Consider the following 13580-nt stretch of genomic DNA (forward strand, 5'->3'; position numbering starts at 1 on the left):
ACTGTGCTCTGGCACCGTGCGCTTCTCGGCCACGAGCTGCTGCCGCCTGCCACGGTTTGTTAGGTATTGTTGACTTTAAATTATTGTTGTTCCAGGGTGACCTTGCTGCCCTGTTCCTGCAAGAGCGCCGCCTCAGCCAGGGCCTGGGCGCGCGCTTCTTCCGCCGCCTGTTCTGCTTTCTCGAAGGCATCGTGGCGCGCCTGCAAGGCCGCCCGGGCGCGCACGAAGACGATCTTGATGGCCGCCATCACGGGCACGGACAGGAAGATGCCCACCACGCCGCCGAGCTGGTCGCCGGCCAGCAAGCCGACGATCACCATCAGCGGGCTCACTTCCACGCCTTCGCTCATCAGATACGGGTTGACCACGTAATCCTGGAACAGGCGGTAGGCGGCGATAAAGCCGATCAGCCAGAACACGTGCTCGTAGCCGCTGAAACCGGCCACGACGACGGCGATGATGGCGGCCGCCAGCGGGCCGGCAAACGGGATGAATTCCAGCAAGGCAGCGGCGCCGGCCAGCAACAGGCCGTATGGCACGCCCATCAGCGAAAAGGCGATGCTGTAGGACACGAAGGTGGCGATCGACAGCAGCAGCAGGGCGCGCACATAGCGCGACAGCAGCACATCGAGGTCGTCGATGATGGCGCCCCACAGTTTCTTGTTCGGGCGGTTCAGCAGCGAGAGCAAGCCATCGCGCATGTCCGGGCCTTCCTTGATCAGCAAAAAGCTCAGTACGGGCACTAGCACCAGGTAGATCAGGTTGCTGGCCGCGTGCATCACGCCCAGGCTGATTTCCTTCGCCAGCGGCATCGCCTGCCCCGTACCGCTGCTCAGCTGCTCCTGCATGAAGGACAAAATGCGGGCGCGCAACGGTTCCATGAACTCGGGCAGCGGGATGCGTTCGGCAAAGTTATTGCCTTTGAGCAGAGTCGGCAATTGTGCGCTGAGCTTGGTAGCCTCTTCCTCGATGCGGGCGCCGAAAATCGAGCCCAAAATGGCCACCAGCAATACCACCACGAGGAAGACAATGCCGATGGCGGCCGTGCGCGGCAAGCGCTTCGGGCCATGGCGCTCCAGCAGCTCGATCAGCGGATACACGAGGTAGCTGAAAAAAATCGCAAACACCACCACGATCAGGGTCGACGACACCTGGTAGGTGATGAACAGCAAGAGGAGGATGAGGAAGGCCGTCCACACCATCTTGGCGACGCGCAAGTTAAAACCGAACATAGGAGTTCCTTCAGACAGAATGCTACTCAAGCGTGGCTTTGCTTGATGGGGGAGGTGGGCAGGGCAGGGATCGGGCAGCGCCGCACGGTGGGAAATCATACCGCAAAATGCCAAAATGCCATGTTCCTGTGCGCGATGGCAATGCTTTCCCCTGTCCGTACCCGCCGCCGGCCTATTTTCCGCGCCAGCTGGCCACGGTGATGAAGACACCGTTCTCCTTGTCCGGTTCGCGCAGGGTCACCGTGTAGCGGCCGCTGGCGTCGTTGCCGCTGAACACCACTTTTTCGTCATGGCCCTGCACGTGCGCGCCCTTGGCCAGCCTGGCGTAGGTGTTGAGCACCCAGTGGAAATCGGCATAGCTGCGCACGGTGATGTCGGCGTCGGGCACGGGCTCGTCGCCGGCTGCGGCAGCCTCCGTGGGCGTGCGCATGGGCAAACCGGCCAGGCTTGCCGGGGCGACGATCTTGCCGCCGCTGGAGCTGCTGTTGAACTCGGCGGCTGGCAGCAGCAAATGCAGCAGGCTGGCGGGAAAGCCGGGCGGCACGTCGCGTGGCTCCCAGCCGGGCTGGCCGGGGCGCGTGGTGATGTATTCCACCGCAGCAATCATTTGCCGTGGCTCCCCTGCGGCTTGGGCCTGGGCCAGCATGGGCGGCAACTGCCGCGCCCACACCAGCAGCGGTGCGGCCATGTCATCCTCGGCACCCGGCGGCACGAACACCGTCAGCACGGCGTGCGTGGATGGCAGGCAGGCGGGCGCGGCATTGCCGATATCGGCCTGGCAATGCCCGTTGACCAAGCCCAGCGCCAACAGCTTGCGTTGCGGGTCGAACAGCATGGCGGCGCGCTGCGCGCCGAGCGCGCCGGGATTGATGGATGCCAGCACCGAACGCCCGTCGGGCAGCATGGTGCGCTGGATATCATGCAAGGAACGCATGCTGTCGAGCACCTGCAGCGCGACCAGGGTATCGCCCTGCGTATAGTTACCGCGTGCATAGCCGAGCAGTTTGAAGACGTCGGCGCGGATCTCGGGATGCGCGTTCAGGGGCAGCGGCGGCGATGGCACGGGCACGGTGGCGGCCACGAAGGCGGCATCCTCGGCCGCTTGCGCCAGCGCCAGCGCAGGCGAGCCCAGGGCGGCGCACAGCGACAGCAGGGCAATGATGGTGTTTACGGGGGCGTTCAATGGCGGTCCTTGTCGAGTCGCCATGCTGGTCCGTGTGCCGGCATGCGCGCGGCGCGATCTTAGCATTTCAGGAATGAAATGCTTTCTGCTAAGCTTGGCTATTGAATCACCGTCCCGCGTTGCCATGGCCCAGATCACCATCTCTTGCAGTATTCCCGTCCCCGATGACGATGTTGCCGACGTTAGCGAATTCCTGCACAAGCTCGTAGGCAGGTCGCGCGTCAGCACGGCCAGGATGTTGCGCATGGGGGAGACTGGTTGTTTCTATACCTGTCCTTTGTATACGGACGAGCACGTGAAGCTCAGCCGCTTGATCCGCCGCATGCTGGCGTTCTTTGAGGCCAAGGCGATTCCTTTGACCATCCTCAAGATCGGCGCCCAGGACAGCTGGTATGAGGTCGATCCCGAGCGGCGCGATCCGTGGAAGATTTCACCGCAAGCCTTGCTGGCGCTGCTCGATGCCACGCCGGACGGCGGCGCCTAGGCAGCGTTCAGCACGTAGCGGTTCTTGCCATTCTTCTTGGCCAGGTACAGCGATTCGTCGGCGCGCCGGTAGCTGTGCGACAAGTCGACTTCCTTGAGCAGCTCGGCGACGCCGATGCTCACGGACACCTTGCGTTCGAGTACGAAGGCCGCCTCGACGCTGTCGACCAGTTGCGCGGCAAAGGCGCAGGCCGCATTCTTTTCCCCCTGGTAAATGACGGCGAACTCCTCGCCGCCGAGGCGGCCGCACAAGTGCTCGCCGGACAGTTCCGCGATCACGCCGGCGATCTTTTTCAGCACTTCATCGCCCACGTCGTGGCCGTACACATCGTTGATCTGCTTGAAGTCGTCGATGTCGATCATCAGGAAGTACGCGGGCGTGCGCGCCGTATGCTGCAGCACGCGTGCGCTTTGCGTAAACATGCGGCGGTTGTTGAGCCCGGTCAAGCCATCCTTGTAGGCCATCGTCGCCAGTTCGCGCTGGGACCGGTAGTTGTGGATGCGCAAGACGAGAAAATAGATATTCAGCGCCAGGCCGATGATCACGCTGATGGTGACGGCCAGCACGGGCCAATGCTGGTCAGCCTGGCCCGCATGCACGGGAAACTGCCCCAACCCCAGCATGGCCCACACGCACAGCGATACGCCCAGGTAATACGCGATGCCGCTGAAGATGGGCGCCGTCGTCAGGGTGATCATCACGCCCAGCGGCAGCACCCAGAAGGCGGGGTCTTCCGTGCCCAGCATCAGCACGCGAAAGCCGAAACTGATGAACAGCACGCTGATGGTGCCGCTGACGATGATGGCTTGCAGCGACTTCGCATACCTGGTCAGTACCAGGCCGATCAGCATGCCCGTCCCGGCCAGCGCCGCGTTCGCGTAATCGAGCGAAGCGCGGTGCTGCGTGACGCTGAAGGTGACGATCCAGCAAGCCAGGCCAAAGGTCAGGATGGCTATCGAAATGAAATGCAGTTCCCTGAAAAAGCGTTGCTGTTGCTCCCGTTCTCCTGAAAAGAACAGGTAATAGAAGGCAGGCGACAGGCTGCGCGTAGTCCACATTGCATTCGTCCAGGCAGACAACAAGCCTTGCGGCAGGGGCGCCTCCCGGCAACGGCAGGCGACATGGTGCGCGCGCAAAATTAGTTGCGCTCAGGAACTAGTGTACTGGTTTCTTTGGGGAAATGGTGGGCTGGGTGAGGAATTCGACGGCGACTGTCCTGCCGCCGCCACATCGACATACCGCGGCGCGGCAAGCGCGCATCGCCGTCACAGGTCGCGCGCCAGCACCTGGCCGACCAGGTCCTTGCCAAAGCTGTGATGTGCTTCTTCCTCGACCAGCTGGAAGCCGGCCTTGTCGTAAATCCGGCGCGCATCGGTGAGGATGCTGTTGGTCCACAACACCATTTTCTTGTAGCCAACCTGGCGGCTGAAGCGCAGGCATTCATCGACCAGGCGGCTGCCGATGCCCAGGCCGCGCGCGCCGGGATCGACATACAGCAGGCGCAGCTTTGCCGTTGCTTCATCCTGGCGCACGATGAAGACGGAACCGATCACCTTGCCGTCCTTTTCGGCAATCCAGCAGCGTTCGACGGCCGGATCGAATTCCCGCACGAACTTGGCGAGGATGTCGGCGACGAGGCCCTCGTACTCGTTGTTCCAGCCATATTCCTGTGCATACAGCACGGCTTGCCGGTGGATGATCCAGCCCATGTCGCCCGGCTGCGGATTGCGCAGGAGATAGCTTGAGCTTGGCGGTGCTGCGCCCAGCAGGCGCTGGATCTGGCCCATGGCCTCGACCAGCGCCTGCTGCGCCGTGGGCGGCAGGCGCTCGAGCATGGCCGCCACTTCGCGCCGCGACGCATCGACCAGCGGGGCGAGGGTGCGCTGGCCCTGTTCGGTCAGCTGCAACTGCACCGCGCGCGCATCGGTGGGCGAGCGCGTTTTCGCGATCAGCCCCTGTTTTTCGAAGCCGGCAATGACACGGCTCAGGTAGCCGGCGTTCAAGCCCAGCTCGCGGCACAGGTCCGCGCTGGTCAGTTGCTCCCGGTGCGCCAGTTCATACAGGATGCGCACTTCCGTCAGCGAAAACGCGCTGTCGAGCAAGTGCTCGTGTAGCACGCCGATCTGGTGCGTATAGAAACGGTTGAAACGACGCACGATCTCCGTACGCTCGCCGAGTAGGTCTGTGTGCATGGGCTGGCTCCAGTTGCTTGCTTATGGCAGATTATTGCTTGCTTTTAGCAACTATGTCAATGCAGTGTATGCCGGGGGGCGATGGACCGGAGCCGAGGACTACGACATCCATAAATAAAAGGCCAAGCGGTGATGGCTGGCCTTTCGCCAGGCATGTGCTTGGCGGCCCGGCCCGGCCCGGCCCGGGGCGGAACCGGACCGGCGACACAAGGATCTTCAAGACGAGTGCCTTACCCGCGTGAGCGCGGCGATTGCGCAAGAAAAGGTCGGGAACAGTCCGGAACATTAGCGTGGCAGGCAATCAGCGGCAGTGTGGACAAGGCAGCTCTTATCGGTAGCGTGACGGACCGGCCATCTTGTCGCAGCATCGCCGCCGGCGCAATGCGGCGCACCGCGCGTCCATAGCCGGGACATGCTAAACATGGAATGTTTTCTTTCGGAAATTAATGTGTAATAATTTGCACCCCCTCCGCAGTTCAGTCGCCTCCACGAGAAAGGAAGTTCGATGACCGTTGTCGCTCCGCACCAGTTGATTTTGTTTGGACCGCCCGGCACCAGCAAGAGTTACACGGCCAAGCATGTGAAGGTGAAGGATCTGGGTGCACAACTGGTGCCTGTCGCATTTCACCCCGAGTTCTCCTATGGCGAGTTCGTGGCGCGGCTGTTGCCGATGAGCGTGGACGGCAAAATCCATTACAAGGTGCATGCGGGACCGTTCCTGCGCGCGCTGGCGCTGGCCTATGCGGATGACGAACGCAATGTCGTGCTGCTGATCGACGAAATCAACCGTGGCAATTGCGCCGAGATTTTCGGCGATACCTTCCAGCTACTCGACCGCGATGATGATGGCCGCTCGTGCTATGAGATCGTGGTCTCGGAACTGACTATTGGCGCCTTTCGCCAGGAGCTCGACGCACTGGGGCACGATAATGGCAAGTGGAGCGAGCCGCTCAAGCAGTTGATGGCGGCCCGGCAGCTCAAGCTGCCCGCTAACCTCTACCTGATCGGCACGATGAATACCAGTGACGAGTCGATCTATTTCATGGACAGCGCATTCAAGCGCCGCTGGAATTTTGAATTCCTGTCCTGCGGCTTTGACGACGTGCCGGCCGAGCAGCGTGACGCGCGGCTGTTCGGGCCTCATAGCATGTACACACTCAAGCAGTTTGTGGATGCGCTGAACAGGTTCATTGTGGAGAATTGCAGCGCGCCGAAGCTTGACGACAAGCTGGTCGGCCCCTGGTTCATCAAGGCCCAGAAAGCGCCGCTCGATTGCAGTGCCGATCTGGCGCAGTTAAAGGAAATGGCGCCGCAGGTGGCCATCTACAACTATGGCGCTGACCATAGCCGAAAATTTGAACAGGCACTGCTGGCGTTCGCCGCCAAGATGGGCGGCGCGATGCAACAGAAAGTACATGACCTGGCGGGCTACCAGCCTAGCCAGGGCCCCAGCGTATTGAAGAAGATCGCGGCCGATCCGGTATCGCATTACTACAAGTCCAAGTCGCGCAAAAACTTCGAACCGTCGTCCGACGGCCCGGTCCTGATCGAGGACTTCGTGATAGCACTGGAGTCATGCATCGCCGAACAGCAGCTGGCGCCGCGTATCTCCAAAGGCGACGTGGTCGGCAAGCTGTTCCTGTACCTCTGGGATAACGTCTTCGACCGTGACAAGACGCCGCTCTGCAAGCGGCTCAATCTGGAGCGTAACGCGATGCGGACCTTCGGCCAGTTTGTTGCTCATGCAGATGACTTCATCGAGCGGCTCTGCAATCCGCCGCCGGACACCGCTGCCGCGAAGGGCTAACCATGCTACTGCCATCCACATTAGCTGTGGTTGAGAGTGAGAAGATGATCGGATTGCAGCGGCTGGACGGTGTGCTGCACCTGCATGTGCCGAAGGGCATGGCCGGTATGGCGCCGGCCGCCGCGCTGGCCTTGTTGTACAAGGCGTTGGTGGTCTTTCGCGGCACGCAGCGGGCATTGGAGCGGCTGGATGCGCTGGATGGCGTAGAGGCCGTGCCGCAGGCCGGTGCGGATGTCGGCGCTGACAGCTTTACTTTCCGCGACGCGCTGGCGCTGGACACGCTGTTCGAGCACACCGATCCGATGCGTCTACTTGGCCTGAGCGAGACGCGGGCGAGCACTCACCGTGACACTCATCTGCATATCGAGCGCAACTGGCACCAGGCCCTGTTCGATGAGGATGGCGCACCCTATCTGGAGCGCGCTGTCGGCCGCCGGCGAGAACTGCGCTACCAGACCGGCGATATCGTCGGCCTGTACTGCTTCATCGCGGAAGACTTCTATGTACGGTTCCTGCACGAGGATCTGGAAACCGTCTGGGGCAGCTTTGCCGGCGAAGGCGTGGCGCTGGCCGCCGACTTCCGGCACCGCTACCTGACTCCCGAGGCTTCGCTGTACGCCGGCGAAGCGGCACGGTGCGAAGAACTTGCCGAGTTGCTGCGCCATATCCTGCAAATGGTGGACCGCAACACGCCGTTCCGTCATGGCGCATACCGGGAGATCCATGAGGCCTTGTATGGCTATCTGCATGCGGGCATAGATGGTGCGGCCAAAGATGGACTGGTATGGGGCGTCAAGGACTTCTGGGCGGTGTGGGAATCCGCTTGCCTGGTCCATGCGCTGGACCGGCAGACCAGCGATATCCTCACCTGTGACATGGAGCACTTGCCGGTCTTGTTGGTGGTGCCGGAGCAGCGGCAAGCCTGGCTGCAGCAGCGCGCATTGCTGTTTTCCCGCAATGGCATCCATCGTCGTCCGGACCTGGTGCTGGCCGACGTCGATGGCGTCAAGGTCGTCGACTTCAAATACTATGCTTATATGCGGCAGCGCCGCCGCACTGCCGACGGGGATGACATCGACAAGGTAGAGAAGGACTACCTCAGCATGGAAGCCTATGGGCTGCTGCTGCAAAACCATTTTCTGCTCAATGCCGACCCGAGGGCCACGACGGTATCGCTGGAATTCTGGCTGCCCGGCAGCGAGGCCGGGCGCCAGCCATCCAGACAGCAGCCGCCATGGAACCCGCCGCTCAGTGTGGTGCATCTGCCTGCCGTGGAACTGCTGCGAGGCTATGTGGCGTTATATCCCCGCCTCAGGCAGATGCGCTAGTCAGGACCAGGCCCGGGCGGCTTGGCGTTGTGCTTGGGATGTGCCTGGTGGCCCGGGGCGGAATCGGACCAGCGACACAAGGATTTTCAAAACAAGGGCCGGCCTACTTTGCGCCGTCCATGGCTTCCACTGCGTCGAAAATATGCGCCAGCGCGCTTTCCATGGCGCCGGCAGTAGCGTCGCCGCTCTGGTTGGTGATGATGAAGACCCCAAGCTGATATTTGGGAACGACGTAGGCGTAGCTTTGCGCACGTGGCACGCCGCCATGGTGCACATAATGCGTGCCCAACTGGCGATTGCTACCGATGTTCCAGAAATAGCCAATGCTGAAGTCGTCCTGAAAGCGGACCAGCGGCTTGTGCGATTCGACGACCGCGGGATGGGCGCCCAATTGCAGGCGCAGGTACTTCGCCATATCCGGCATGGTCGACTTCAGGTTGCCGGCTGCGCCCCAGGGCAGTTGCGGCATCGGTGTCGTGATGACGGGATTGTCGCTGTGGTAGCCGGGCGCCAGCCGGCCGGCATCCTGGGCTGTGATTCTCAGCCTGGTATCTTGCATGCCGGCTTCGCGCGCGAGGAATTGCGTGAGCAGGACTTCGTAGGGCATGCCGTAGATTGTTTCGAGCGTGTGCGCAATGAGTTCGGTGCCGGCGCTGGAATACGCATAGTCCTTGCCAAGCGGACCCTTGATGCTGACTGTGTGCAAGTCCTGCCAGAATTGCCGTTGTCCATAGCTGGCGTAGGCCGCATTGAGCCTTGCCGGCGTGGCGTGTGCCGTGAAATCCTTCAACACGGTGTTCACCTGCAATGGCAGCATGCCCGGCATATTGCTGGTGTGCGTGACCAAATGGCGCAGGCGAACCGGCTGCCCCTGCGACTGCAGGTTCGGATAGGCGGCCGCCAGGTACTTTTGTATGGGATCGTCGAGCGCCGCCTTCCCATCCAGCACGGCGTTCGCCAGTAGCAAGCCGGCAAAAGTTTTGCTGACTGAACCGATTTCATACAGCGTTGTATCGTTCGGCGGATTGGCTTTGCCGGTCTCCAGTTCGCCTTGATGCAGAATGAATTCCTTGCCGCGATAAATGACAGCAATCGAGGTCGCGTGCAGCAATGTCGACTGCAGCAGGGTGGTCGCGGTCTGGCTCATGGCGGTAGCAATGTCATGCGCAGGTGCTGTGGCCGCAGGCTTGCAAGCTGCCAGCATGAGTGTCATTCCAGTTATGATTGCGGCGAGTTTGGTCATCATGCGCACCATCCAGGGGGGAGTGGCATTTTCGCACAATGGATTCAGCGGTGACAGAAAAAAGTCACCCGCATGGTTTTTCCAGATAGTGAAGGGCAATGCCTGATACAGAAAACGCCACCCGGAGGTGGCGTTTTCTTTTTATTCCTGGTGGCCCGGGGAGACTCGAACCACCGGCACAAGGATCTTGAGTCCCCGTGCCATCAGTTGCTGACTAAGTCTGCACGGCTTTTGCATTCAGCTTAGCGAAAACCATAGGCCAGTTGCACATACTCTGGCGCCTTACGTGTCACCCGACAAATTACACGTCGATATTCCCCGCCCGCAACGCATTATTCTCAATGAACGCTCTGCGTGGTTCCACGTCGTCGCCCATCAAGGTCGTGAAGATTTGATCTGCCGCAATGGCGTCTTCGATCTGTACCTTCAGCAGGCGGCGCACGGTGGGGTCCATCGTGGTTTCCCACAGCTGGTCCGGATTCATCTCGCCCAGACCCTTGTAGCGCTGTTTCGAGACCGTGCGTTCGGCTTCGTCGCGCAGCCATTGCATGGCCTGGTGGAAGTCGACGACGGCGATTTCCTTGACGCGCTCGCCTTCGCCGCGGCGCACGAAGGCGCCTTCGCCGATCAAGCCTTCAAAGGTGGCGGCGCCATTGCTCAGCACGGCGTAGTCGGGGCCTTGCACGAATTCGGCGTCGATGGCGCTGACTTTCACGTTGCCGTGGTGCATGCGCTCGATGCGCAGCATGTGTTTTTCCGACAGGTCGTCGGAGCGTACGCGCACTTGCACGGCGCTGTCGTTAATGGCCGTCTGCAGGGCCAGCGCCGACGCTTCCGCCAGGTCCAGGGTCGACAGGTCCAGCTGCACGCCCGTCATGATGGCCGTCAGGGCGGCGCGGTCGATTACGCGCGTCAAACGCGTCATGATGGTGTTCGACAGGTTGAACTTGCGCACCAGTTCGGCCAGGGTTTCGCCGGAAATGCCTTCCGCGCCTTCCTTTGGCACCAGCACGGCCGTGTTCAGGGCCACCGTCATCATGTAGCTTGCTTCCTCGGCATCATCTTTCAGATAGCGCTCGTCGCGGCCGGCCTTTACCTTGTACAGCGGCGGCTGGGCGATATAGATGTGGCCGCGTTCGACCAGTTGCGGCATCTGGCGGTAGAACAGGGTCAGCAGCAGGGTGCGGATGTGGGCGCCGTCGACGTCCGCATCGGTCATGATGATGATGCGGTGGTAGCGCAGTTTCTCGACGTTGAACTCGTCCGGACCGATCGAGGTGCCCAGGGTGGCGATCAGGGTGGTGATCTGCTCCGACGACAGCATTTTCTCGAAACGGGCTTTTTCCACGTTCAGGACCTTGCCGCGCAGCGGCAGGATGGCCTGGAACTTGCGGTCGCGCCCCTGTTTTGCCGAGCCACCTGCCGAGTCACCCTCGACGATGTACAGTTCGCACAGGGCGGGGTCTTTTTCCTGGCAGTCGGCCAGCTTGGCCGACAGGCCCAGGCCGTCCATGATGCCCTTGCGGCGGGTCAGGTCGCGGGCCTTGCGGGCCGCTTCGCGCGCGCGCGCCGCTTCGACGATCTTGCCGCAAATGATCTTGGCGTCGTTCGGTTTTTCTTGCAGGTAATCGGCCAGGGTCTTGGCGACGATCTCTTCGACCGGGCCGCGCACTTCCGAGGACACCAGCTTGTCTTTCGTCTGCGACGAGAATTTCGGTTCCGGCACTTTCACGGACAGCACGCAGGTCAGGCCTTCGCGCATGTCGTCACCGCTGATTTCCACTTTCGCCTTCTTGGCGAATTCGTGTTCATCGATGTATTTGTTGATCACGCGCGTCATGGCCGCGCGCAAGCCCGTCAGGTGGGTGCCGCCGTCGCGTTGCGGGATGTTATTCGTAAAGCACAGCACCTGTTCGTTGTAGGCATCGTTCCACTGCATCGACACGTCGACCGAGATATTCGTGCCCTGGTCCGACATGCGTTCGCCCGTGGCCTGGAAAATGGTCGGGTGCAAGACCGACTTGGCCTTGTTGATGTACTCGACGAAACCGCGCGTGCCGCCTTCGAAGGCGAAGATTTCTTCCTTGCCCGTGCGCTGGTCCGACAGCTTGATGTTGACGCCATTGTTCAGGAAGGACAGTTCGCGGATGCGCTTGGCCAGGATTTCGTAGTGGAATTCCACGTGCGTGAAGATTTCTTCGTCGGCCCAGAAATGCACGTCGGTGCCGCGCTTGTCCGTTTCGCCGATGACCTTGATCGGCGACGTCGCGATGTCGCCGACCATGACGATCTGGCGGTCTTGCGGCACGCCGCGCACGAATTCCATGTGATGCACTTTGCCGTCGCGGCGGATGGTCAGCTTCAGCAATTTCGACAGGCCATTGACGCAGGACACACCGACGCCGTGCAAACCGCCCGATACTTTGTACGAGTTCTGGTCGAACTTGCCGCCCGCGTGCAATTCGGTCATGACGATTTCCGCCGCCGAACGCTTCGGATCGTGCTTGTCGTCCATTTTCAGGCCGGTCGGCACGCCGCGGCCATTGTCGGTGATCGAGATCGAATTGTCGCTGTGGATGGTGACATGGATTTCCGTGCAGTGGCCGGCCAGCGATTCATCGATCGAGTTGTCCAGCACTTCGAATACCAGATGGTGCAAGCCGGTGCCGTCCGAGGTGTCGCCAATGTACATGCCCGGGCGTTTGCGTACGGCTTCCAGGCCTTCCAGGATCTGGATGGAGGCGGCGCCGTATTCTTCCGTTTTGGCCTGGATCGGGGTGTCTTGTGGATTCTCGGACATGGACTGCTTTCTCAAATAACGATTGCTGATTGATTCGGGGCTGCTGGCTGATGACCGTAGGTCGGGTTAGCCGGAACGGCGTAACCCGACAGACGGCGATTCAGCATGTCGGATTACGCTGCGCTAATCCGACCTACGTCACTGCTGTGGTCTTTAGATGCGCATCGGCATGACGACATACTTGAAGTCGGCATTGTCCGGGATGGAGATCAGGGCGGACGAGTTCGAGTCGCCCAGCGCGATGTTGACATATTCGCACTTCAGGTTGTTCAGCACGTCCAGCAGATAGGTCACGTTGAAGCCGATGTCGACGGAATCGCCGCCGTAGTCGATTTCCAGCTCTTCGACGGCTTCTTCCTGGTCCGCATTGGTCGAGCTGATCTTCATGCTGCCCGGGGTGATGATGCAGCGCACGCCCTTGAACTTGTCGCTGGTCATGATGGCGGCGCGTTGCAGCGAGCGCAGCAGTTCATCGCGGCCGATCGTGAAGTCGTTTTTGTAGCCTTTAGGAATCACGCGCGTGTAGTCGGGGAACTTGCCTTCCACCAGCTTCGAGATCAGCTCGATGTCGGCAAAGGTCAGTTTCACCTGGTTGGCGGCGATATCCAGTTGCACCGGCTCATCGTTCTCTTCCAGCAAGCGCTGCAGTTCGATGATGGTCTTGCGCGGGATGATGACTTCCTGGCGCGCAAACGTCTGCTCGGTGGCGACCTGGCAAAACGCCAGGCGGTGGCCGTCGGTGGCCACGGCGATGACATTATTGCCATCCAGAACCAGCAGCAAGCCGTTCAGGTAATAGCGGATGTCTTGCTGCGCCATCGAGAAATGCACCATGTTGAACAGGTGCTTCAGCGTTTTCTGCGGCAGGGTGACGGAGGCGTTATAGCTTTCCGCTTGTTGCACGGTCGGAAACTCTTCCGCCGCCAAGGTTTGCAGCGCGAAACGCGACTTGCCCGTTTGCACGGTCAGGCGCTTGTTGAGCAGGGTCATCGTGACGTCGCCCGATTCGGGCAGCGCGCGCAAGATGTCGAGCAGCTTGCGCGCGGCCACGGTGGTGCCCGTGACGTCCGCGCCGGAGCCGATTTCCGCGTGCGTGGTGATCTGTACTTCGGTGTCGGTCGACAGGAAGGAGACATTTTCACCGTCTTTGCGGATGAGGATATTGGCCAGAATCGGCATAGTGTGCCGACGCTCGACAATACCGCTCACGATCTGCAGTGGCCGGAGAAGGGTATCTCGGGTGGTTTTGACCAATTGCATATTTATCCTCAATGTATAGGTTGAACAGTACTAAGTTTAACGTATTAATTT

At 60.9% G+C, this 13580-nt stretch carries 10 protein-coding genes; 3 read left to right on the forward strand and 7 right to left on the reverse strand.

From position 1 onward, the window contains the following. Window positions 1-80 precede the first annotated feature (80 nt). Window positions 81-1232 carry an AI-2E family transporter gene (locus tag AC1RDJ_RS24945; protein WP_493029029.1) on the reverse strand — a complete coding sequence of 384 codons (1152 nt, stop codon included), beginning with the start codon at window positions 1230-1232 and terminating at the stop codon, window positions 81-83. A gap of 172 nt (window positions 1233-1404) precedes the next feature. Then, window positions 1405-2415, reverse strand: a complete 1011-nt coding sequence (locus tag AC1RDJ_RS24950; RefSeq protein WP_493029030.1) for a hypothetical protein — start codon at window positions 2413-2415, stop codon at window positions 1405-1407. Between the two features lie 244 nt (window positions 2416-2659). On the opposite strand from AC1RDJ_RS24950, the gene AC1RDJ_RS24955 reads away from it, so the two are divergent. Continuing rightward, complete coding sequence (locus AC1RDJ_RS24955; protein ID WP_493029032.1) at window positions 2660-2899, forward strand: hypothetical protein; 240 nt, start codon at window positions 2660-2662, stop codon at window positions 2897-2899. Here AC1RDJ_RS24955 and AC1RDJ_RS24960 read toward each other — a convergent pair. Together AC1RDJ_RS24960 and AC1RDJ_RS24965 are read right to left on the reverse strand one after the other, a co-directional pair. Next, window positions 2896-3957, reverse strand: coding sequence for a GGDEF domain-containing protein (locus AC1RDJ_RS24960; protein WP_493029033.1), 1062 nt, complete (start codon window positions 3955-3957; stop codon window positions 2896-2898). The two genes, AC1RDJ_RS24955 and AC1RDJ_RS24960, sit on opposite strands and share 4 nt — an antisense overlap. Window positions 3958-4164: 207 nt before the next feature. After that, complete coding sequence (locus AC1RDJ_RS24965; RefSeq protein ID WP_493029034.1) at window positions 4165-5091, reverse strand: bifunctional helix-turn-helix transcriptional regulator/GNAT family N-acetyltransferase; 927 nt, start codon at window positions 5089-5091, stop codon at window positions 4165-4167. Window positions 5092-5596: 505 nt separating this feature from the next. On the opposite strand from AC1RDJ_RS24965, the gene AC1RDJ_RS24970 reads away from it, so the two are divergent. Both AC1RDJ_RS24970 and AC1RDJ_RS24975 read left to right on the forward strand, forming a co-directional pair. Next, window positions 5597-6898, forward strand: coding sequence for an McrB family protein (locus AC1RDJ_RS24970; protein ID WP_493029035.1), 1302 nt, complete (start codon window positions 5597-5599; stop codon window positions 6896-6898). Between the two features lie 2 nt (window positions 6899-6900). After that, window positions 6901-8226 (forward strand): hypothetical protein, encoded by a 1326-nt coding sequence (locus tag AC1RDJ_RS24975; RefSeq protein ID WP_493029036.1) that lies wholly within the window; start codon window positions 6901-6903, stop codon window positions 8224-8226. A gap of 103 nt (window positions 8227-8329) precedes the next feature. On the opposite strand, the gene AC1RDJ_RS24980 is transcribed toward AC1RDJ_RS24975, so the two are convergent. The 3 genes from AC1RDJ_RS24980 to dnaN form a co-directional block, all read right to left on the reverse strand. Further along, window positions 8330-9472: a serine hydrolase domain-containing protein gene (locus tag AC1RDJ_RS24980; RefSeq protein WP_493029037.1), complete on the reverse strand. Its 1143-nt coding sequence runs from the start codon at window positions 9470-9472 to the stop codon at window positions 8330-8332. A gap of 298 nt (window positions 9473-9770) precedes the next feature. Continuing rightward, a complete protein-coding gene (gene gyrB / locus AC1RDJ_RS24985) occupies window positions 9771-12269 on the reverse strand; it encodes a DNA topoisomerase (ATP-hydrolyzing) subunit B (protein ID WP_071326149.1) in 2499 nt (832 codons plus the stop codon). A 153-nt stretch (window positions 12270-12422) separates the two neighbouring features. Beyond that, the gene (gene dnaN, locus AC1RDJ_RS24990) at window positions 12423-13529 is read right to left on the reverse strand and encodes a DNA polymerase III subunit beta (protein WP_034754341.1); all 1107 of its coding nucleotides are present in this window, start codon (window positions 13527-13529) and stop codon (window positions 12423-12425) included. Window positions 13530-13580 lie beyond the last annotated feature (51 nt).

It is taken from the genome of Janthinobacterium sp. GW822-FHT07H10, assembly GCF_058798675.1.